Below are 21,177 nucleotides of genomic sequence, written 5' to 3'. Positions count from 1 at the left end.
TCGATGCCTAGCCGTAAGCTATGTTTTTCCGCGGTCCTGGCGGTTCTGCTGTTGGGGCAAGCGGTTGCCGCACATGCACAATTGCCGGACTTCACCGAATTGGTCGAGGAGGCCTCGCCGGCGGTGGTGAACATCAGTACCCGGCAGAAGATGCCGGCGCGGGCCGCGACGGGTGGGGGGCAGCTGCCAATGCCGGACCTGGAGGGGTTGCCGCCGATATTTCGCGAGTTCTTCGAGCGCAACATTCCCCAGGTGCCGCGTTCGCCGGGTGGCGGTCGCCAGCGTGAGGCGCAGTCTCTGGGGTCGGGCTTCATCATTTCTGCCGACGGCTATGTGCTGACCAATAACCATGTGATCGCCGACGCCGACGAGATCATCGTGCGCCTGTCGGATCGCAGCGAGCTGGAGGCCAAGCTGGTGGGGGCCGACCCGCGCAGCGACGTGGCGCTGCTCAAGGTCGAGGGGCGCAACCTGCCCACGGTGCGCTTGGGCAAGTCCGAGGAACTCAAGGTGGGCGAGTGGGTGCTGGCCATCGGTTCGCCGTTCGGCTTCGACCACTCGGTCACGGCCGGCATCGTCAGTGCCAAGGGGCGCAGCCTGCCGAACGAAAGCTATGTACCCTTCATCCAGACCGACGTGGCCATCAATCCGGGTAACTCCGGTGGCCCGCTGTTCAATCTGGATGGCGAGGTGGTCGGCATCAATTCGCAGATATTCACCCGCTCCGGCGGCTTCATGGGCTTGTCCTTCGCCATCCCGATGAGCGTGGCCATGGATGTCGCCGACCAGCTCAAGACCGACGGCAAGGTCAGCCGCGGCTGGCTGGGGGTGGTGATCCAGGAAGTGAACAAGGACCTGGCCGAGTCCTTCGGTCTGGACAAGCCGGCCGGCGCCCTGGTTGCCCAGGTGCTGGACAACGGCCCCGCGGCCAAGGGCGGTCTGCAGGTCGGCGATGTGATTCTCAGCCTGAACGACAAGCCGATCATCATGTCGGCGGACCTGCCTCATCTGGTCGGTGGCCTCAAGCCCGGCAGCAAGGCCGAGATGGATGTGGTGCGCGAGGGTTCGCGCAAGAAGCTCGAGGTCACCATCGGTGCCCTGCCGGAAGAGGGTGAGGTGCTGGCAGGCAGCGCGACTCCCGGCGGCGAGCGCAGCAGCAACCGCCTGGGCGTCAAGGTGGTCGAGCTGACGGCCGAGCAGCGCAAGAGCCTCGATCTGCAGGGCGGTGTGGTGATCACCGAGGTGCAGGAAGGGCCGGCGGCGATGATCGGCTTGCGTCCCGGGGATGTGATCACCCACCTCAACAACCAGGCGATCGACTCGGCCCGCACCTTTACCCAGGTGGCCCAGTCGTTGCCGAAGAACCGCTCGGTATCGATGCGGGTGCTGCGCCAGGGGCGCGCCAGCTTCATCACCTTCAAGTTGGCCGAGTAGATCCGGAATTGAGCAAGGGCGACTGCGGTCGCCCTTCTGCTGCCTGCCGGCCGGCGCCTGCAGGTGACGTGCCGGGCAGGGATCGGGTACACTTCCCGGCTATTTTCGGCGGGCATTCGCCTGCGGCCTTTTCGAGTGTTGTTCTGTGAGTGACCTGAGTCATATCCGCAATTTCTCCATCATCGCCCATATCGATCATGGCAAGTCCACCCTGGCCGACCGCTTCATCCAGATGTGCGGTGGCCTGAGCGAGCGTGAAATGGAGGCCCAGGTGCTGGACTCCATGGACCTGGAGCGCGAGCGCGGCATCACCATCAAGGCGCACAGCGTGACCCTGCACTACAAGGCGCGGGACGGTAAGACCTACCAGTTGAACTTCATCGACACCCCCGGTCACGTCGACTTCACCTACGAGGTCAGTCGTTCGCTGGCGGCCTGCGAAGGCGCCCTGCTGGTGGTCGATGCCGGTCAGGGGGTCGAGGCGCAGTCGGTGGCCAACTGCTACACCGCCATCGAGCAGGGCCTGGAGGTCATGCCGGTGCTGAACAAGATGGACCTGCCCCAGGCCGAGCCGGAGCGGGTCAAGGACGAGATCGAACACATCATCGGCATCGACGCCACCGACGCCGTGGCCTGCAGTGCCAAGAGCGGCATGGGCGTCGACGAGGTGCTGGAGCGTCTGGTCGCCACCATCCCGGCACCCACCGGCGATATCGAGGCGCCGCTGCAGGCGCTGATCATCGATTCCTGGTTCGACAACTACCTGGGGGTGGTGTCCCTGGTGCGGGTGCGCCATGGCCGCATCAAGAAGGGCGACAAGGTGCTGGTGAAATCCACCGGCAAGATCCATCAGGTCGACAGCGTCGGCGTGTTCAGCCCGAAGCACACCGCCACCGCCGACCTCAAGGCCGGCGAAGTGGGCTTCATCATCGCCGGTATCAAGGACATCCACGGCGCTCCGGTGGGCGACACCCTGACCCTGTCCAGCACCCCCGACGTGGCCATGCTGCCGGGGTTCAAGCGGGTCAAGCCGCAGGTCTATGCCGGTCTGTTTCCGGTCAGCTCCGACGACTTCGAGGACTTCCGCGAAGCGCTGCAGAAGCTGACCCTCAACGACGCCGCGCTGCAGTACGAGCCGGAAAGTTCCGACGCCCTGGGCTTCGGCTTCCGCATCGGCTTCCTCGGCATGCTGCACATGGAGATCATCCAGGAGCGCCTGGAGCGCGAGTACGACCTGGACCTGATCACCACCGCACCGACCGTGGTCTTCGAGGTGGTGATGAAGAGCGGCGAGACGCTCTACGTCGACAACCCCTCGAAGCTGCCGGACCTGGCCTCGGTCGAGGACATGCGCGAGCCGATCGTGCGCGCCAATATCCTGGTGCCCCAGGAGCACCTGGGCAACGTCATCACCCTGTGCATCGAGAAGCGTGGGGTGCAGCGCGACATGCAGTTCCTCAGCAGCCAGGTGCAGGTGTCCTACGACCTGCCGATGAACGAGGTGGTGCTGGATTTCTTCGATCGCCTGAAGTCGGTCAGTCGCGGCTACGCCTCGCTGGACTACAGTTTCGATCGCTTCGAGTCGGCCAACCTGGTCAAGCTGGACGTCCTGATCAACGGCGAGAAGGTCGATGCCCTGGCCCTGATCGTGCATCGGGACAAGGCCCACTACAAGGGTCGTGCGCTGACCGAGAAGATGAAGGAACTGATCCCGCGGCAGATGTTCGACGTGGCGATTCAGGCGGCGATCGGCGGACAGATAGTCGCGCGGACCACCGTCAAGGCACTCAGGAAGAACGTGCTGGCCAAGTGTTACGGTGGCGACGTGAGCCGTAAGCGCAAGCTGCTGGAGAAGCAGAAGGCCGGTAAGAAAAGGATGAAGCAGGTCGGCAGCGTGGAGATCCCCCAGGAAGCCTTCCTTGCCGTGCTCAAGGTGGATAGTTAAGGGCCTATGTCGATCAATTTTCCGCTGTTGCTGGTCATCGCCGTCGCCGTGTGCGGCGTCCTGGCCCTGTTCGACCTGGTCTTCCTGGCGCCGCGCCGGCGCGCGGCCATCGCCCAGTACCAGGGGCAGGTCGGCGAACCCGATGAGGCGGTGGTCGAGCGCCTGAGCAAGGAACCCTTGCTGGTGGAGTACGGCAAGTCGTTCTTCCCGGTGCTGGCGATAGTGCTGGTGCTGCGCTCGTTTCTGGTCGAGCCCTTCCAGATTCCCTCCGGCTCGATGAAGCCGACCCTGGAGGTCGGCGACTTCATCCTGGTCAACAAGTTCGCCTACGGCATCCGCCTGCCGGTGCTGGACACCAAGATCATCGAGGTCGACGATCCGCAGCGCGGCGATGTCATGGTCTTTCGCTACCCGAGCGACCCGAACATCAACTACATCAAGCGCGTCGTCGGCCTGGCCGGTGACCATGTCCGCTACAGCAGCGACAAGCGCCTGTTCGTCAACGGCAAGCCGGTGGCGGAGCAACTGCTCGGCGAAGAGCCGGGCAGCCTCGGCAGCGTGGTGCTCTACGAAGAACGCCTGGGCGAGATGGAGCACCTGATCCGCAAGGAAATGCACCGTTATCGCGTCGAGCCGGGGCGCGAGTGGGTGGTGCCGGAAGGGCATTACTTCATGATGGGCGACAACCGCGACAACTCGAACGACAGCCGCTACTGGAGCGATCCGAACATCCCCAAGCCGCTGCTGGGCATGGTCCCGGACCGGAATATCGTCGGCAAGGCCTTCGCCGTGTGGATGAGCTGGCCGGATCCGAAGTTGCGCAATCTGCCGAACTTTTCCCGCGTCGGCCTGATTCACTGACGTGCTGAAATTTTGTGGCGCCGTTCAAGGCGGTGCCACAGGCTATCTATAGTCTTGTACTAGAGTCGGCATGGCTCTCTCTTCACTTGGAAATTTGGGGTCAAACATGACATTCGCGCGTTCGCAGAAGGGCTTGTCGGTATTGAGCTGGCTGGTCGTGCTGGCGGTGGTGGCTTTCTTCGCCAGTACCGCGTTCAAGATGCTGCCGCATTACCTCGACTACATGTCGATGGAAAAGATCATCACCTCGGCGGGGGCTGAGCAGGGCCTGGAGATCAGGACGGTGGGCGATTTCTATGGCCACGTCGGCAAGGGCATGGAGGTCAACAGCATTCGCGACCTGAATCTGCGCGAAGTGCTCAAGGTCAAGGTCGAGAACAACGAGTTCGTCGCCCACCTGAAGTACGAGAAGCGCGAGCCGCTGATCGAGAACCTCGACCTGGTGGCGCGGTTCGACAAAGAATACCGCGTGCGCATGCCGTGAGTGTTTCGCTAGACCGTCTCGAGCGCCAGCTCGGCTATCAGTTCAAGGACCAGGACCTGATGGTCCTGGCCCTCACCCATCGCAGTTTTGCCGGGCGCAACAACGAGCGCCTGGAGTTCCTCGGCGATGCCATCCTCAACTTCGTCGCCGGCGAGGCGCTGTTCGAGCGCTTCCCCCAGGCCCGCGAGGGCCAGCTGTCGCGTCTGCGCGCGCGTCTGGTGAAGGGCGAGACCCTGGCCGTGCTGGCCCGTGGTTTCGATCTGGGCGAGTACCTGCGCCTCGGTTCCGGTGAGCTGAAGAGCGGCGGCTTCCGCCGCGAGTCGATCCTCGCCGACGCCCTCGAGGCGCTGATCGGCGCCATCTATCTGGATGCCGGCATGGAAGCGGCCCGCGAGCGGGTGCTGGCCTGGCTGACCAACGAACTGGACGGCCTGACCCTGGTCGATACCAACAAGGACCCGAAGACCCGCCTGCAGGAGTTCCTGCAGTCGCGTGCCTGTGAGCTGCCGCGCTACGAGGTGGTGGATGTGCAGGGCGAGCCGCATTGCCGGACATTCGTGGTCGAGTGTCAGGTCACCCTATTGAACGACAAGACCCTGGGGCAGGGGGCCAGCCGCCGTATCGCCGAACAGGTCGCCGCGGCCGCCGCCTTGATTGCCCTGGGTGTGGAGAATGGCAATGACTGATTCACCCGCAACACGCTGTGGCTATGTCGCCATCGTCGGCCGGCCCAACGTGGGTAAGTCGACGCTGCTCAACCATATACTGGGGCAGAAGCTGGCGATCACCTCGCGCAAGCCGCAGACCACCCGGCACAACATGCTGGGGATCAAGACCGAGGGCGAGGTGCAGGCCATCTACGTGGACACCCCCGGCCTGCACAAGAACAGCGACAAGGCCCTCAATCGCTACATGAACAAGAACGCCTCGGCGGCCCTGAAGGACGTCGACGTGGTGATCTTCGTGGTCGACCGCACCCGTTGGACCGACGAGGACCAGATGGTCCTGGAGCGGGTGCAGTACGTCCAGGGGCCGGTGATCCTGGCCGTGAACAAGACCGACCGCATCGAGGAGAAGGTCGAGCTGATGCCGCACCTGGAGTGGTTGGCGCAGCAGCTGCCGAACGCCGAAATCGTGCCGATCTCGGCCCAGCACGGGCACAACCTCGACACCCTGGAGCGCCTGGTGGGCGAGCGCCTGCCGGAAGGCGTGCACTTCTTCCCGGAAGACCAGGTGACCGATCGCTCCAGCCGCTTCTTCGCCGCCGAACTGGTGCGCGAGAAGATCATGCGCCAGCTCGGTGCCGAGCTGCCCTACCAGATCACCGTGGAGATCGAGGAGTTCAAGCGCGAGGGGCGCATCCTGCATATCCATGCGCTGATCCTGGTCGAGCGCGACGGGCAGAAGAAGATCATCATCGGCGACAAGGGCGAGCGCATCAAACGCATCGGCCAGGAGGCGCGCAAGGACATGGAGGTGATGTTCGACTCCAAGGTCATGCTCAACCTCTGGGTCAAGGTCAAGGGCGGCTGGTCGGACGACGAGCGCGCCCTGCGCTCGCTGGGCTACGACGACATCTGAGTCAGCCGGGCGCCCGCCGGCGCCCGCCATTGCGAGTAGCCCCATGCTTGCATTCAGTCAGCCCGCCTACGTGTTGCACAGTCGTGCCTACCGCGAGAGCAGTGCCCTGGTGGACTTCCTCACCCCCCAGGGCCGCCTGCGCGCCGTGCTGCGCGGGGCGCGAGGCAAGGCCGGCACCCTGGCGCGGCCCTTCGTGCCGCTGGAGGCGGAGTTTCGCGGTCGCGGCGAGCTGAAGAACGTCGGCCGCCTGGAGGCCGCCGGCATTCCCAACCTGCTCGGTGGCGAGGCGCTGTTCAGCGGCCTCTATCTGAACGAGCTGCTGATCCGCCTGCTGCCGGCGGAAGCCCCTTACCCGGAAGTATTCGAACACTATGGCCTGACGTTGCAGGCCCTGGCCCAGGGCCGCCCGCTGGAGCCGCTGCTGCGCGGCTTCGAGTGGCGTTTGCTCGATGAACTCGGCTATGGTTTCGCCCTGGATACGGACCGGCATGGACGGCCCATAGTCGCCAGCGCACGCTATCGCCTGCAGGTGGATGCCGGGCTGGAGCCGGTCGAGCAGTTGCAGCCGGGCCTGTTCCAGGGCGTCGAGCTCTTGGCCATGGCTCAGGCCGATTGGCGTGTGCCGGGGGCCCTGGCGGCCGCCAAGCGCCTGATGCGTCAGGCCCTCGCCCCCCACCTAGGCGGTCGACCCCTGGTCAGCCGCGAGTTATTCATGACCTTCAAGGAGCCACCGCGTGACTGATGCCAATCGAATTCTGCTGGGCGTGAACATCGACCATGTGGCGACCCTGCGCCAGGCCCGCGGCACCCGCTACCCGGACCCGGTCAAGGCCGCGCTGGACGCCGAGGAGGCCGGCGCCGACGGCATCACCGTGCACCTGCGCGAAGACCGCCGGCATATCCAGGAGCGCGACGTGCGGTTGCTCAAGGAGGTGCTGCAGACGCGGATGAACTTCGAGATGGGGGTCACCGAGGAGATGCTCGCCTTCGCCGAGAGCATCCGCCCCGCGCACGTCTGCCTGGTGCCGGAAACCCGCCAGGAGCTGACCACCGAAGGCGGCCTGGACGTTGCCGGGCAGGAGGCGCGGATTCGTGCGGCGGTGCAGCGCCTGAGCTGGATCGGCTGCGAGGTGTCGCTGTTCATCGACCCCGAGGAGCGGCATATCGAGGCTTCCAAGCGGGTCGGCGCGCCGGCCGTCGAGCTGCACACCGGCCGCTATGCCGACGCCACCACCCCGGTCGAGGCGGCCAGGGAGCTGGCGCGGATTCGCGACGGCGTGGCCTGTGGCCTGGCCCATGGCCTGATCGTCAACGCCGGCCACGGCCTGCACTACCACAACGTCGAGCCGGTGGCGGCGATCACCGGGATCAACGAGCTGAACATCGGCCACGCCCTGGTCGCCCATGCCCTGTTCGTCGGTTTCAAGCAGGCGGTGGCGGAGATGAAGCAGCTGATCGTCGCGGCGGCCGATCGCGGTTGAAGCCTAGGATGGGTTGAGCTGCGCGATACCCATCGCTTTGCCTTCGGTCGATGGGTGACGCGGCTGTGCGGCTAACCCAGCCTACGGCTTGCGCGCGACCAGCACGGCGCGGGTCGGTGCCGGCAGGCCCTCGACGGTGCGGCTGTGGTCGGCCGGATCGAGGAATTCCGGCAGCGACTGGAAACGCATCCAATCGGTGGCGCGCTGTTCGTCCACCGAGGTCATGCTGACGTCGACGCAGCGCACCTCGACGAAGCCGGCGCGGCGCAGCCAGAGTTCCAGCGCCGGCACCGAGGGCAGGAACCAGACGTTGCGCATCTGCGCGTAGCGGTCTTCCGGCACCAGCACCTGCTGGGCGTCGCCTTCCACCACCAGGGTCTCCAGCACCAGCTCGCCGCCCTTGACCAGGCACTCCTTGAGGTCCAGCAGGTGGTCGATCGGCGAGCGCCGGTGATACAGCACCCCCATGGAAAACACCGTGTCGAAGCCCTGCAGCCTGGCCGGCAGCTCCTCGAAGGCCAGCGGCAGATGCCAGGCCGGCAGTTCGGGCAGGTAGTTCTTCATCGCCAGGAACTGGCAGAGGAACAGCCAGTTGGGGTCGATGCCCACCACGCTGTCGGCGCCGGCGCCGAGCATGCGCCACATGTAATAGCCGTTGCCGCAGCCGACATCCAGCACCCGCTTGCCGGCCAGGTCGAGGTGGGGGGCGACCCGCTGCCACTTCCAGTCCGAGCGCCACTCCGTGTCGACCTCTACGCCGAACAGCTCGAAGGGGCCCTTGCGCCAGGGAATCAGCCCCTGCAGGGCGTTCTTCAAGGCGGCGCGGCTGCGTTCGTCGCAGGGGCCGTCGAAGCTGAAGCGCTGCCGCAGCTCCCGCCGTTCCACCGGCAGCTCGGGCAGCGCCTGCACCGCGCCATACCAGCGCTGCAGATCGCCGTGGCCGACCGCCAGCTTGGCGTCGAGTTGGCCGGGCAGGCCGGCGGCCCAGTCCTGCAGCGGCGTGCCAGCCAGCTGCTGCTGCAGGGCGTCGAGGTCGAGGCGGCTGATCATGGCAGGGCGATCATCGAGGCGAAATTCAGGCACTGGAACCAGGGCACCACCTGGCTGAAACCGGCGGCGAGCAGGCGCTCGCGGTGCTGCTCGAGGCTGTCCGGCAGCATCACCTTCTCGATGGCGCTGCGTTTCTGGGCGATCTCCAGTTCGCTGTAGCCGTTGGCGCGCTTGAAGGCGACATGCAGGTCGCTCAGCAACTCATCCTGTCGGCCATCGGCGAAGCGCAGCTTCTCCGAGAGGATCAGCGCGCCGCCGGGCAGCAGGGCCTGGCGGATGCGCTCGAGCAGGGCCGGGCGCTGCTCGGGGCGGATGAACTGCAGGGTGAAGTTCAGGGTCACCAGGGAGCTCGGCTGGAGCGGGAAGGCGAGGATATCGGCCTCGACCACCTCCACCGGCAGCAGCTCCTGGAACATGGCGTCCTGGGCATGCAGGTATTCGCGGCAGCGTTCCACCATGGCGCTGGAGTTGTCCACCGCGATCACCCGGCAATCCTCGATCTGCACATGGCGGCGCAGGGCCTGGGTCACCGCGCCGAGGGAGGCGCCCAGGTCGTACAGCACGCTGTGCGGCTGGGCGAAGCGCCCGGCCAGCACGCCGATGTTCTCGACTATGGTCGGGTAGCCCGGCACCGAGCGCTTGATCATGTCGGGAAACACCCGCGCCACGTCCTCGTTGAAGACGAAGTCCGGCACCTGGGCCAGGGGATGGGCGAAGAGACGGTCGGGGGGCTGGCGCACGGCGATTCCAAGCAAGGCGGGAGGGGCGCATTTTACCCAAGACGGGGCTGCGACCAAAGCCTAGGTGGTGGCGGAGCGCGGGCGGCAAGCATCCACCAGTGTCCGGTGTGCCAGCTAGGTGGTGCAGAGGCGAATCCGCATTAGAGAGTCGGGCCAGGCAGGGCCTGGGATGCGCAGCGGCCCTGCGTTCCTGCGCCTGGGGTCGACCGCCAGGCTCACTTCAGCTGGTCGGAGAAGAACTCGCCGGCGCCCTGCAGGGGACCCAGCGGGTTGCGCTTGACCTCGAAGTGGCGAATGTTCGGCTCGCCGTTGCTGACCTTGTGCACCAGCTTGTCGTCGACCAGCACGAACACCGCGCGGAAGGTCCAGCCCTGCAGCTCGCGCTGCTTGCGGAAGTTGAACACGTCGGCCCAGAAGCTGCCGACCCGCTGGGTGTCGGTCTTGTTGAACTCGAAGGCGTAGCCGACGCAGCGGTCCTTGGCCTCCAGGCACTCCATCAGGCCGTCCGGCAGGTAGTCGATGGGGACATTCGGCTGCACGAACATCAGGCGCACATCGATGAACGAGAGCATCTTGCCGTTACCCTCGGCCAGCGGGTCGAAGCCCAGGGAGAACAGCTCCGAGCGGCTGGTACGGCCGGGTATGGCCTGGGAATAGCGGATTTCCGCATCCAGGTAGTCGCCGAACGGCGACTGCACTTCGACACGCTCGCTGGGTAGCAGGCTGCTGCAGCCGTGCAGGAACACCAGGCTCACGATCACTGCAACTTCACGCCAGTCGACCTTCATGTCGTCTCTCCCAGAAGTTAGATCCGTGTTCTATTCCGTATAGTCGATCTGGCCGCGCTTCGCCGTTTTTTCTGCTGCACGCCGCGGGCTTGTGGCGCGGCGAATCTGCAGTTGTCGGCCGCCATCCAGGGCCTGGTCGGCTGGCCGGGGAGGCCTGGGCTGGGCCTCTAATCCAGGGGATTGGCACGGTCGGCGGGCAGCCTCGGCAGCTGCCTGAGCGCCGTCCGTTGTGGGAGCTGGAGCGAGGGAAACCTATTTGACGCTGATGGCGCAGTCGAAGCTCTTCGCCGGCGCCACTTCGACCTCCCAGGGGCGCTGGTAGGTCAGCAGCAGGCGGCCTTCGCCGGCCTGCCTGGCGTTGAACAGCCAGGTCGACTGCCCGGCGCTGCCGACCAGGCCGGCGTCCTCGGGGTTGCTGTAGACCTCCGGGCCCTGGCTGGCGAGGACGGCGGCGGCGCTGTCGCGGACCACCCAGCGGAAGCCCGTGGTCGGGTTGCTGGGCAGAATCAGCACCAGCTGCTGGCCGCTGTGCAGGCGCAGCGGGCACTGGCTCTGCTTCTGCACGGTCAGGCTGCCAGGCTGGTAGGCGCAGGCGCTCAGCAGGGCGAGGCCGAGGGGCAGCAACAGGCGGTGGGCGTTGAACATGACGGGCTCCAGTGATCGGCGAACGCCTGCCAGCATAGCCGCAGAGCGACGCCGGGCGGAACCCGGCGCGGCGCTCGCCGGAGCCGGGGTCAGGCGAACAGCACCTTGGCCACGTCGGCGAAGCGCCTGGCGAAGTGCACGGTCAGCCCGGCCTTGAGGTAGTCGGGCAGTTCCTCGTAGGAGCCACGGTTGGCTTCCGGCAGGATCAGCTCGTTGAGCCGCTGGCGGCGGGCGGCGATGACCTTCTCGCGTACGCCGCCGATGGCCAGGACCTGGCCGGTGAGGGTCAGCTCGCCGGTCATGGCCACGCCCTTCTTCGGCGCCTGGTTGCGTGCCAGCGACAGCAGCGCGCTGGCCATGCTGATGCCGGCGCTGGGGCCGTCCTTGGGCGTGGCGCCCTCGGGCACATGCAGGTGGACGAAGGCCTGGTCGAAGAAGCCCGCTTCGTCGCCGTATTTCTTCAGCTGCGAGCTGACGTAGCTGTAGGCGATCTCCGCCGACTCCTTCATCACCTCGCCGAGCTGGCCGGTGAGCTTGAAGCCGCGAGTGAGGGTGTGGATGCGGGTCGCCTCGATTGGCAGGGTGGCGCCGCCCATGCTGGTCCAGGCCAGGCCGGTGATCACGCCGATGCCGGACAAAACCTGCTCGCTGCGGAACACCGGCATGCCCAGGTAGGCCTCCAGGTCCTTGGCGCCGATCTTCACCGCGCGCTCGGGGGCATCGAGGAGCTTGACCACGGCCTTGCGCACCAGCTTGCCGAGCTGCTTCTCCAGCTGGCGCACCCCGGCCTCGCGGGCGTAGCCCTCGATCAGGGCGCGCAGGGCGGCGTCGCTGATCGACAGGCGCTGCCTGGCCACGCCGGCCTTGGCCAGCTGCTTGGGCCACAGGTGGCGCTTGGCGATGGCCAGCTTCTCCTCGGTGATGTAGCCGGACAGGCGGATCACCTCCATGCGGTCGAGCAGCGGTCCGGGGATCGAGTCGAGGGTGTTGGCGGTGCAGACGAACAGCACCTTGGACAGGTCCAGGCGCAGGTCCAGGTAGTGATCGAGGAACTCGACGTTCTGCTCCGGATCGAGGGTCTCCAGCAGGGCCGAGGCCGGGTCGCCCTGGTAGCTGGCGCCGAGCTTGTCGATCTCGTCGAGCATGATCACCGGGTTCATCACCTCGACCTCCTTGAGCGCCTGCACCAGCTTGCCGGGCAGGGCGCCGATATAGGTGCGGCGGTGGCCCTTGATCTCCGCCTCGTCGCGCATGCCGCCGACGCTGAAACGGTAGAAGGGCCGGCCGAGGGATTCGGCGATGGACTTGCCGATGCTGGTCTTGCCCACGCCCGGCGGACCGACCAACAGCACGATGCTGCCGGCGATCTCGCCCTTGAAGGCGCCGACGGCGAGGAACTCGGTGATCCGCGACTTGATGTCGTCCATGCCGGCGTGGTGCGTATCGAGCACCTTGCAGGCGTGCTTGAGGTCGAGTTTGTCCTGGCCGTAGACCCCCCACGGCAGGGCGCTGGCCCAGTCCAGGTAGTTGCGGGTCACCGCGTACTCGGGCGAGCCGGTCTCGAGGATCGACAGCTTGTTCAGCTCCTCGTCGATGCGCTTGCGCGCCTGCTCGGGCAGCACCTTGCCCTCCAGGCGCTGCCGGAACTGCTCGAGGTCGGCGCTGCGGTCGTCCTTGCTCAGGCCCAGTTCCTGCTGGATGATCTTCAGCTGTTCCTTGAGGAAGAACTCGCGCTGGCGCTCGCCGATCTTGCGGTTGACCTCGGCGGACAGCTCCTTCTGCAGGCGGCCGACCTCCACTTCCTTGCGCAGCAGCGGCAGCACCTTCTCCATGCGCTTGAGCATCGGCACGGTATCCAGCACTTCCTGCAACTCGGCCCCGGGGGCGCTGGTCAGCGCGGCGGCGAAGTCGGTCAGCGGCGAGGGATCGTTGGGACTGAAACGGTTCAGGTAATTCTTCAGCTCCTCGCTGTACAGCGGGTTGAGCGGCAGCAGCTCCTTGATCGCATTGATCAGCGCCATGCCATAGGCCTTGACCTCGTCGCGCGGGTCGAGCGGGCTCTTCGGGTAGTCGACTTCCACCAGGTAGGGGGGCTTGCGGCTGAGCCAGCCGCGGATGCGCACGCGGGTCAGGCCCTGGGCGACGAACTGCAGCTTGCCGCCTTCCTCGGTGGCGTGGTGTACGCGCACCAGGGTGCCGTGCTCGGGCAGGCTGTTGGGGTCGAAGGCCGCGGCGTCGCCCGGCGGACTGTCCAGGTAGAACAGCGCCAGGCACTTGTGCGCGGTGTTCGACACCCGTTCCAGGGTCTTGCCCCAGGGCTGCGGGTTGACGATCACCGGCAATACCTGGGCGGGGAAGAGCGGTCGGTTGTGGATCGGGATCACATACAGCTTGTCCGGCAGCTGCTGGTCGGGCAGCGCCAGGCTGTGGCTGGTGGGAGCCTGTTGCTCCGGCTCGGCGACGATTTCGATGTCTTCGGGGTCGTTCATGCGGCACCTGCTGTAGCACGTTGACTGCTACATGGGGCGGTGCGCGGCGTATTTCAATCGCTCGGCAGTTCGCTGGGGGCATCGAACGCGATGGGGCGGGCGTGTCGCCCACGGCGCATCAGCGGCCGGGCAGGTCTCGCCAGCCGGCGTCGATCAAAGGGGTGAGCAGGGCGAAGCAGTCGCTTGGGCTCAGCCGTGCCTGGGGCGCCTCGATCAGCTCCCGTTCCAGTCGTCGCAGCAGGCCGTGCAGCGGCTCGCCGTGGCCCGGTTCGGCGAGGCGCTGGCACAGGGAGCGCAGCTGCACCTGCAGGCCGCCGGGGCAGCGCCGGTAGTTGGCGGCGCGCATGGCCAGACCGCGCAGGCGGGCGAGGTCCTCCAGCACGCGGCAGGCCTGGCCGAGGCCACGCAGCGGCGGGTCAGTCTCCAGGCACAGGCGGTCTTCGAGCTGTTCGATGACGCCGAGCAACGCCTCGATCATCTGGCAGTGGGCGGCGAAGTCGGCGGGCTTGCGCCGCAGTTGCGGCCAGTCCTGCTGCAAGGGTGGCAGCTGTAGGCTCGGCCCGGGCCAGTTCAGCCAGAGCTGGTCGATACGGCGGGCCAGGGCGTTGCGCTGGCTGGTGCTGGCGATGTCCTGTTGGGCGCCGAGACCGCGGTGCTGCTGCAGGGTCTGCAGCAGCTCCAGGCTGCGTTGCAGCGTGGCGCTGTGCAGCCGGCGCAGGCGCAGCTGGTGCCGACGGGCGGCGTGGCGGCTGAGGCACTGGCCGAGCAGAACCAGTGCCAGTGCCAGGATCAGGGCGATGCTGAGTTGCATGGGGCGGCTTCTCGGGGCGTGGGAAGGTATGCACACCCTTGCAGCAACTTTCCTGCCAGGCACTCGGCAGGTGCAGCGGCACGGGCCCCGGCGGGCGCCGGGCGAGCGCTCGTGCGCCATCTTTGGGCGAGCGCTGGCGCGGGCGGCGGTTTTGGTGCAGTTCGCCGACATGGCCGCAGGCCACTGGTCGTGCGGGGCTGACGGCGAGGGCCGGAACTGGGTAAAGTTCCGCATTTACCGTCCGGAATTGCCGCCGCAATGCTCAAAGCCCGCCTGATTCGCCTGGACGACCAAGCCCACGAGCATACCCACGACCACCACCAGCTGGTGCTGTCGCTGTCCGGGCGTGCCGAGTTCGAGGTCAACGGCCGGGGCGGCGAGGTGTGCCGGATGCGGGCCTGCCTGGTGCCGGGCGACGCCGATCACCAGTTCGCCGGCGTGGGCGACAATCGCATGCTGATCCTCGACCTGGACGAGCTGGATACCCCCAGCGAGGACCTCGAACTGCTCACCCATCTGTTCGAGACCCCGCGCTACCCGCAGCTGGATGCCGACTTCCAGAACCTGCTGAGCTACGCCGGCGCCGAACTGGAGCGCTACGGCAGCGACCCGATGCTGGCCCGGGCCCTCGGCGGCGTGCTGCTGCGGGCCCTGCACCTGCGCCTGTTCGGCGAGCGCCAGGCACGCCCCCGGGGGCCGCTGGACCTGGAACGGCTGGATGCCTATATCGGCGAGCATCTGGTGCGGCGCATCAGCGTCGCAGAGTTGGCCCAGGTCGCCTGCCTCAGCCCCAGCCATTTCCATGCCCAGTTCAAGGACAGCGTCGGCCTGACGCCGCATCAGTACCTGCTCAAGACGCGCCTGGATCGTGCCGCACGCTTGCTGCGCGAGAGTCCCCTGCCGCTGATCCGCATCGCCGAGGAGTGCGGTTTTTCCAGCCAGAGCGCCCTGACCACGGCCATGCGTCGTTACCTCGGTCTGACCCCCAAGCGCCTGCGCGGTGCCGACTAGCCTGTCCGCTCGGGCGAAGGCTGGCCTGGCGCCGGAGGCGGCCTACCGGCAGGCCGTCGAGCAGGGCGGCTTCGCCTTCGATCAGGATCAATGGCAGGCCGTGCAGGGCCTGCAGCGCTGTCATGAGGCCCTGCACCGGACCAGCGGGGGCGGTACGGCGGTGGACGGGGTCTACCTCTGGGGGCCGGTGGGGCGCGGCAAGACCTGGCTGATGGACAGTTTCTACCGCAGCCTGCGGGTACCGGCGCGCCGCCAGCACTTCCACCACTTCATGGCCTGGGTGCATCGCCGCCTGTTCCAGCTGAGCGGCACCGCCGACCCGCTGCAGGCGCTGGCCCGTGAGCTGGGCGCCGAGGTGCGGGTGCTGTGCTTCGACGAGCTGTTCGTCAGCGACATCGGCGATGCGATCATCCTCGGCCGGCTGCTGCAGGCGATGTTCGAGCAGGGCGTGGTGCTGGTTGCCACCTCCAACCAGGCGCCCGAGCAGCTGTACGCCGAGGGGTTCAATCGTCAGCGTTTCCTCCCGGCGGTGGCGGCCATCGGGCGGCATATGCAGGTGGTCGGCGTCGACGGCGGCCAGGACCACCGTCTGCACCCCGGCGTGGCGCAGCCGCGCTACTGGGTCGCCGAGCCCGGTCGGCCAAGCGCCCTGGCCGGAGTCTTCGCGGAGCTGAACGGCGCTCGGGCGTTCAGCGACCAGCCCATCGCCCTGGGCCATCGCCGCGTCGCGCCGGTGCGCCAGGGCGAGCGCGTGCTCTGGTGCCGCTATGCCGACCTGTGCGAGCAGCCGCTGGCGGCCCTCGACTTCATCGTCCTGTGCGACCGTTTCTCCAGCATCCTGCTCGGCGAGGTGCCGAAGCTCGGCGCCCGGCAGCGGCCGGCCTACATCGCCCGCGGAACCGAGGACGGGGTGGAGCGGGTGCAGGCCGGCGAGCGCCAGTTGCCGGAGCTGTCCCGGCACGACGACGGCGTACGGCGCTTCATCGCCCTGGTGGACGAGTGTTACGACCGCCGCATCCCGCTCTACCTGGAGGCCCAGGTGCCCCTGGCGCAGCTCTACACCCAGGGCTACCTGGAGTTTCCGTTCCGCCGCACCCTGAGCCGGCTGCAGGAGATGCAGCTGCAGCGCTTCGTGGCCGCCCCCTAGGACCGGCCGTGGGGGCGCCGTGCTTCGTCGGCGAGGACGGCGTCCCGGAGTTCCTGTGTTATATCCTTGACAGGCAGAGGAAGCAGACCGCACCAGTTGCTGCTCTATAGTTGGAACATCCACGTCGGCCGAGTGGGTCGGAGTCGAACGCAGAGGGCGGCGTCGACCCGGCGGCATTTCAACAGAGAGGTAGGTCTCATGAGCACCATGCAATGCGTCCATCGCGACCACACCATAGTCGCGGATGTCGTGGAACACCCGGGTATCCCCACGCCCTGGGCCGGTGGCTGCCATATCACCACGCCGGATGGGCGAACCACCAAGCGCCTGACCCTGCCGGTGGACAGCCTCTATCTCGCCGAGCTGGAGAGCGCCCAGCGCGCCTCGATCGCCCACGGCAAGTGGCTGGTGGACCAGGCCCTGGATCACGGCAAACCGCTGTTCCACTAGGCCCCGGGCCCGCCGCCCCGGGGCTGAGCGGGGCGCCAGACGCGGTTCGCTATCCTTGAGGTAAGAGGGCAGTCGAGAGGAGGTCGCGCGATGAGCCACAAACACCAGAATCTCCTGTACTCGATCTTCGAGGATCCGCTGCGCAGCAACATCCACTGGCGTGAGGTCGAGTCGCTGCTGCATCACCTCGAGGCCACGGTCGAGCCGATCCTCGGCGCGCGCTTCCGGGTGATCCTCAACGGCTACGAGTTCGTCCTGCACCACCCGCACAAAGGCAACGAGTGCAGCAAGCAGGAGATCAAGCACCTGCGCGAGTGCCTGGCCAATGCCGGCATGACCCCGTCGGGCTACGACGAGAAGTTCGGGCGCGCCGGCTAGGCTGGGGCGATGGCGCGCTGGCTGATGCTGTTCGGGGCGGCGCTGCTGCTGCTCGGCGTCACGCTGCATTTCGCGCCGTGGCTGCTGCAGTGGTTCGGCCGCCTGCCGGGCGATATCCGCATCGAGTCGGCGCGTGGCCGGGTGTTCATCCCGCTGACCTCGATGCTGCTGGTCAGCCTGGTGCTGACGCTGCTGGTCAATCTGTTCCGGCGCTGATCTCGCCGGGGGCGACTGGATGCCGGACGGGGCTGCGGCTTCGCCCGGATCTCCGGCGCGCCAGCCGCCGGGGCGGCGCTACCGATCCTGCCAATCCAGGTCGCAGCAGAACACATGGCGCAGGCCGTCGACCGTGACGGTCTGCGACAGGGTGATGCACAGACGCGAATCCGCCACCGACAGGTAGGGGCGGCTGACCTGGACGATCCCCGGCTGTCGCATGGCCCGGTAGTGGTAGTGCTTGTGCGACCAGTTGGCGCTGTCGCCGCACAGCAGCGGTGCGAAGCGCAGGTTCAGCCGCTGCTGGTAATGCAGGGGGTAGACGTTGGGCGACACCTGGTAGCCCGCCTCGTCGAGCAGGTAGCAACGGACGGTGCGGGGATCGTTGAGCAGACCCCGGCAGCTCGGGGCGAACTGCTGGTGCTCGGCGAGCTCGGCCAGGGCCTGACGGAACAGCTCCTCGATGCCGCGCGCGTAGTGTTGCAGGTCGGCACTGCGCCCGAGGCCATGCCACTGCCGGCCGCGCAACAGGCTGGCGAAGCGCTCGGCAGCGCCCGGCGGGTCGCCGAGGCGCGGCTGTGGCCTGGCGAAGAAGAAGCCCTGGACCATGTCGGCGTTGGCCGCGTTGGCCGCGATGGCCAGCAGGGCCTCGGGCTCGCTTTCCACCCCTTCGACGACGACCAGGCTGCCCGCCTCGTGGAGCAGGCTGACGATGCCGTTGAGGATGCGCTCGACCCGGGGCGAGTTGCCGGCATCCCGGATCAGGCGGCGGTCGATCTTGACGATGTCCGGCTGCAGGTCCCAGATGCGGTCGAAATTGGAGTGGCCGGCGCCGAAGTCGTCTATCGCGATCAGGCAGCCGAGCTGCCGGAAATGGCGGATGAACCGCTTCAGCTGGGCCTGGTCACGGACTTCGCTCTCGATGATCTCGATGACCAGGCGATGCGCGGGGACGCCGCTGGCCTGCAGCAGGTCTCGCGTAAAGCCGATGTCCGGCCGCTCGCTGACCAGGTACTGCGAGTTCAGGTTGAGGAACAGCCAGGCTTGCCCGCTGGCCTGCCGGGCGAAGTTCTGCATGTGCAGGGTGCGGCAGGCGCGGTCCAGCTCCAGGCACTCCCGGCCATTGCGCGGCATGGCCAGCAGCGCCGCCGGCGACTCCGGGCGGCCGTCGTCGTGCTGGGCCCGCACCAGCCCTTCGTAACCCACGGCGCGGCCGTGGGCGATGCTGAAAATCGGCTGGAAATGGCTGCCCAGCGACAGGCCGCGATAGCGGGTGAACTGCATGGGCACGGCGAGCGGCGCGTGCGGGGCTGCGCTGGCGGCGCCAGCGTCGAACGTGGGCAAGGGCAGGGCGGCATTGTGCATCTGGCTTCCCCTAGCGCTGTGGCTGCAGTTGCTGCAGCGCGGTATCCACCAGCGCCAGCAGCTCGTCGATGGCCTGGGTGGCGTGCTGGAAATAGGTCTTGGCGGCGATGGCCGGTTGCGCCTTGCCGAGCAACTCCTGTTCGATGCAGTGCAGCAAGTCGTCGATCACCCGCTGGCGATGGGGCAGGCGGAACAGGTCGCCCTGCGGGTGTTCGCCGGCATGGCGCTGCAGGGTCGCGAAGGCGGTTTCGGCGAGCAGGCGAATCTTCTGGTAGAGGAAGCGCAGCCGTACCCGCTGCTCGGCACTGCTCTGGCCGGCCGCCGCGATGCCGGTGCCCAGGGCGCGCGCCTGGCCCGCCCATTCCGCCGCCTGCACCACCTCGCGCCAGATGCAGGGCAGGTAGCCCAGGGTGGCGCGGCCCTCGCTCAGGTCGACTTCGCTGGCCACATCCTCCATCAGGTAGATGCTGTTGCGGATGATCAGGTGGTGCTGGGTCAGGTTGTTCGCCGGGGTGCCGATGCGCCCTTGGCGCAGCCGCGACCAGTGATCGATCAGGCCGTTCCAGGCGTCCCGGTGGCTACCGCCGAGCGCCTGCGCCTCACGGATATGCTGGTCCAGCTGCCGCCGGGTATCGCCCAGGTCCTGGCCCATGCTGGCATCGCCACAGAGCAGGCCATTGCTCAGGCCCCGGTGGCGCTGGAAGCCGGCGATCAGCGCGCGCAACAGGGCCAACTGGCGGATGTTCGCCTGAATCTGCACCCGCTTGTGCCGCTGCATCCTCCGGTGCAGGCCGTAGAAGGCCAGGGTCAGGACGACCGTGCCGGCCGTTCCGATGGACAGGTAGAGCGCGAGCCCGTGCAAGCCATGCATGTGGTTTACCTCGTCAGATGGGCCAGATGATGGGCAATGGTGCGGGCCTGGTCGGCGGCCCGCAGGTTCTCGGCGTTGCCCTGGCGGACGTGGTCGGCCAGTTCGGCGATCTCCGCCACGGCCTTGCCCTGTTGCTCGGTGCTGACGGCCACCTGGTCGACCTGCTCGGTCAGGTGCCGGGTGCATTGCTGGACCCGGTCGAGCAGGCTGCGCACCGTCTCCGAGCTCTGGGCGCTGTGCTGTGCCAGCTCGCTGAGTCCCGCCACCTGCAGGGTGGCGCCCTCGATGTGCTGCTGCACCGACTCGATGTTGCGGCTGATCTCGGCCGCCGACTCCTGGCTGTGCAAGGCCAGGCGGCGAACCTCGTCGGCGACCACGGCGAAGCCGCGGCCGCTCTCGCCCGCGCGGGCGGCCTCGATGGCCGCGTTCAGGGCGAGCAGGTTGGTTTGCGCGGCGATGCCGCGGATGGTGCCGGACATTTCGTTGATGGTGTGCGAGTTGCTGTTCAGTTGCAGGATCAGCTGGTTGGTGGCCTGGGCCTGCCGGGTCATTTCGGCGACCTGCTGCACCAGCTCGGTGAGGCGGACGATGCCGTCGTTCAGTTGCTCGCCGGCCACCAGGCTGGTCTGCCGGGACTCGTCGGCCAGGGCGGCGACCTGGACGATGCTCAGGTTCAGCTGCTCGACGGCGGCGGCGGCCATGCTGGCCGCGTCGCTCTGGCTTTCGGCGTTGCGGGTCACCAGCACGGCGCTGTGTTCGAGTTCCTGCGAGGAGTGGGAGATTTCATCCAGGCGCTGCTGCAGCAGCTGCTGTTGGCGCTGCTCTCGATGCAGCCACTGCTGCAGGCTGCGGCCGAGCGGCTGCAGCACCGGCCATTCGATGGCACTGGGCGCCGCCTGGCCGGCCTGTCGGGCGCAGCCGTCGTAATAGTGCTGCAGCTGCAGCACGTCCTGCCACAGCAGCCACAGGCTGGAGATCGCCAGGTAGGCCAGCAGGGCCCAGGCCAGGGCTGCGGGCTGGGTGGGCAACAGCAGCGCCGCGGCACTCGCTGCCAGGGCGATGCCGAGCAGGGTGCGCAACATGCCGGTAACGCCCAGGACGCCGAGCAGCAACAAGGCGGGATAGGTAAGCCACTTCATGGGTCTGGTTCTCCAGCTGGTGCCGAAAAAAACGCCTGAAGCCCTGCGAAACAGCCGCAGTGGGTTCAGGCGCCTTTGCCTGCAGGAGCGAGTCCTGCGGATGTGATCCGTGGTACAGGGGGCAAAGCAAGAGTGGTGCCATTGCCTGCAGGCGCGGGGCCGCGGCAGGGCGCGACGGACCTGGGCCGGCGCGAGCTCGGCCTGCCTGCCCGGTCGTCACGGCTGTGCGCCGGGGCGGGTCGCCGCCTGCCGTGGGCGGGGCGCCTGGGCCACCAAAATGGTGCGTCGGCC

22 protein-coding genes are annotated in these 21,177 nt (G+C 67.3%); 13 read left to right on the top strand and 9 right to left on the bottom strand.

Annotated features, from left to right (window positions below; all coding sequences use genetic code 11):
* The first annotated feature begins 3 nt into the window (after positions 1-3).
* The 8 genes from I0D00_RS06125 to pdxJ all read left to right on the top strand — a co-directional run bounded on the left by I0D00_RS06125 (position 4) and on the right by pdxJ (position 7,786).
* Positions 4-1,434, top strand: a complete 1,431-nt coding sequence (locus tag I0D00_RS06125; RefSeq protein WP_213638864.1) for a DegQ family serine endoprotease — start codon at positions 4-6, stop codon at positions 1,432-1,434.
* Positions 1,435-1,579: 145 nt separating this feature from the next.
* Complete coding sequence (lepA, locus tag I0D00_RS06120; RefSeq protein WP_213638863.1) at positions 1,580-3,379, top strand: translation elongation factor 4; 1,800 nt, start codon at positions 1,580-1,582, stop codon at positions 3,377-3,379.
* A gap of 6 nt (positions 3,380-3,385) precedes the next feature.
* Complete coding sequence (lepB, locus tag I0D00_RS06115) at positions 3,386-4,240, top strand: signal peptidase I (protein ID WP_213638862.1); 855 nt, start codon at positions 3,386-3,388, stop codon at positions 4,238-4,240.
* Positions 4,241-4,346: 106 nt separating this feature from the next.
* On the top strand, positions 4,347-4,724 hold the full coding sequence (locus I0D00_RS06110; RefSeq protein WP_213638861.1) for a DUF4845 domain-containing protein: 378 nt from the start codon (positions 4,347-4,349) through the stop codon (positions 4,722-4,724).
* On the top strand, positions 4,721-5,410 hold the full coding sequence (gene rnc, locus I0D00_RS06105) for a ribonuclease III (protein ID WP_213638860.1): 690 nt from the start codon (positions 4,721-4,723) through the stop codon (positions 5,408-5,410). The genes I0D00_RS06110 and rnc overlap by 4 nt, the downstream gene beginning before the upstream one ends.
* On the top strand, positions 5,403-6,305 hold the full coding sequence (era, locus tag I0D00_RS06100; protein ID WP_213638859.1) for a GTPase Era: 903 nt from the start codon (positions 5,403-5,405) through the stop codon (positions 6,303-6,305). The genes rnc and era overlap by 8 nt, the downstream gene beginning before the upstream one ends.
* 43 nt (positions 6,306-6,348) lie before the next feature.
* Entirely contained in the window at positions 6,349-7,047 is a 699-nt protein-coding gene (recO, locus tag I0D00_RS06095) for a DNA repair protein RecO (protein WP_213638858.1), read from the top strand.
* On the top strand, positions 7,040-7,786 hold the full coding sequence (pdxJ, locus tag I0D00_RS06090) for a pyridoxine 5'-phosphate synthase (protein WP_213638857.1): 747 nt from the start codon (positions 7,040-7,042) through the stop codon (positions 7,784-7,786). The genes recO and pdxJ overlap by 8 nt, the downstream gene beginning before the upstream one ends.
* Before the next feature lie 81 nt (positions 7,787-7,867).
* Here the strand turns inward: pdxJ and cmoB are convergent, their stop codons facing one another.
* From cmoB to I0D00_RS06060, 6 genes are all read right to left on the bottom strand, one after another.
* Entirely contained in the window at positions 7,868-8,836 is a 969-nt protein-coding gene (gene cmoB, locus I0D00_RS06085; RefSeq protein ID WP_213638856.1) for a tRNA 5-methoxyuridine(34)/uridine 5-oxyacetic acid(34) synthase CmoB, read from the bottom strand.
* Positions 8,833-9,576: a carboxy-S-adenosyl-L-methionine synthase CmoA gene (gene cmoA, locus I0D00_RS06080; protein ID WP_213638855.1), complete on the bottom strand. Its 744-nt coding sequence runs from the start codon at positions 9,574-9,576 to the stop codon at positions 8,833-8,835. Before cmoA ends, cmoB begins: the two co-directional genes overlap by 4 nt.
* Positions 9,577-9,791: 215 nt before the next feature.
* Positions 9,792-10,364, bottom strand: coding sequence for a hypothetical protein (locus I0D00_RS06075; protein ID WP_213638854.1), 573 nt, complete (start codon positions 10,362-10,364; stop codon positions 9,792-9,794).
* Between the two features lie 252 nt (positions 10,365-10,616).
* On the bottom strand, positions 10,617-11,009 hold the full coding sequence (locus I0D00_RS06070; RefSeq protein WP_213638853.1) for a protease inhibitor I42 family protein: 393 nt from the start codon (positions 11,007-11,009) through the stop codon (positions 10,617-10,619).
* An 89-nt stretch (positions 11,010-11,098) separates the two neighbouring features.
* Positions 11,099-13,498 (bottom strand): endopeptidase La, encoded by a 2,400-nt coding sequence (gene lon, locus I0D00_RS06065; RefSeq protein WP_213638852.1) that lies wholly within the window; start codon positions 13,496-13,498, stop codon positions 11,099-11,101.
* Between the two features lie 118 nt (positions 13,499-13,616).
* A complete protein-coding gene (locus I0D00_RS06060; RefSeq protein ID WP_213638851.1) occupies positions 13,617-14,309 on the bottom strand; it encodes a hypothetical protein in 693 nt (230 codons plus the stop codon).
* Between the two features lie 258 nt (positions 14,310-14,567).
* Between I0D00_RS06060 and I0D00_RS06055 the strand changes: the two genes are divergently transcribed.
* The 5 genes from I0D00_RS06055 (at position 14,568) to I0D00_RS06035 (ending at position 17,511) form a co-directional block, all read left to right on the top strand.
* On the top strand, positions 14,568-15,320 hold the full coding sequence (locus I0D00_RS06055; RefSeq protein WP_213638850.1) for a helix-turn-helix transcriptional regulator: 753 nt from the start codon (positions 14,568-14,570) through the stop codon (positions 15,318-15,320).
* Positions 15,321-15,345: 25 nt separating this feature from the next.
* Complete coding sequence (gene zapE, locus I0D00_RS06050; protein WP_213640231.1) at positions 15,346-16,467, top strand: cell division protein ZapE; 1,122 nt, start codon at positions 15,346-15,348, stop codon at positions 16,465-16,467.
* Between the two features lie 198 nt (positions 16,468-16,665).
* The gene (locus I0D00_RS06045) at positions 16,666-16,917 is read left to right on the top strand and encodes a hypothetical protein (protein WP_213638849.1); all 252 of its coding nucleotides are present in this window, start codon (positions 16,666-16,668) and stop codon (positions 16,915-16,917) included.
* A gap of 90 nt (positions 16,918-17,007) precedes the next feature.
* A complete protein-coding gene (locus I0D00_RS06040) occupies positions 17,008-17,295 on the top strand; it encodes a hypothetical protein (RefSeq protein ID WP_213638848.1) in 288 nt (95 codons plus the stop codon).
* Between the two features lie 9 nt (positions 17,296-17,304).
* Positions 17,305-17,511 carry a DUF2905 family protein gene (locus I0D00_RS06035; RefSeq protein WP_213638847.1) on the top strand — a complete coding sequence of 69 codons (207 nt, stop codon included), beginning with the start codon at positions 17,305-17,307 and terminating at the stop codon, positions 17,509-17,511.
* Positions 17,512-17,589: 78 nt separating this feature from the next.
* Here I0D00_RS06035 and I0D00_RS06030 read toward each other — a convergent pair whose 3' ends face one another.
* From I0D00_RS06030 to I0D00_RS21830, 3 genes are read right to left on the bottom strand one after another with little or no spacing between them, the layout of a single operon-like run.
* Positions 17,590-18,876, bottom strand: coding sequence for an EAL domain-containing protein (locus I0D00_RS06030; protein WP_213638846.1), 1,287 nt, complete (start codon positions 18,874-18,876; stop codon positions 17,590-17,592).
* A gap of 10 nt (positions 18,877-18,886) precedes the next feature.
* A complete protein-coding gene (locus I0D00_RS06025; protein ID WP_213638845.1) occupies positions 18,887-19,747 on the bottom strand; it encodes a nitrate- and nitrite sensing domain-containing protein in 861 nt (286 codons plus the stop codon).
* Positions 19,748-19,752: 5 nt separating this feature from the next.
* The gene (locus I0D00_RS21830; protein WP_420850799.1) at positions 19,753-20,298 is read right to left on the bottom strand and encodes a methyl-accepting chemotaxis protein; all 546 of its coding nucleotides are present in this window, start codon (positions 20,296-20,298) and stop codon (positions 19,753-19,755) included.
* Between the last annotated feature and the right edge of the window lie 879 nt (positions 20,299-21,177).

Origin of the sequence: Pseudomonas lalucatii, from assembly GCF_018398425.1 — a bacterium.
GTDB lineage: Bacteria > Pseudomonadota > Gammaproteobacteria > Pseudomonadales > Pseudomonadaceae > Aquipseudomonas > Aquipseudomonas lalucatii.
Note: the sequence above shows the minus strand (reverse complement) of the source record. Positions and strands in the feature narration are given on the sequence as shown.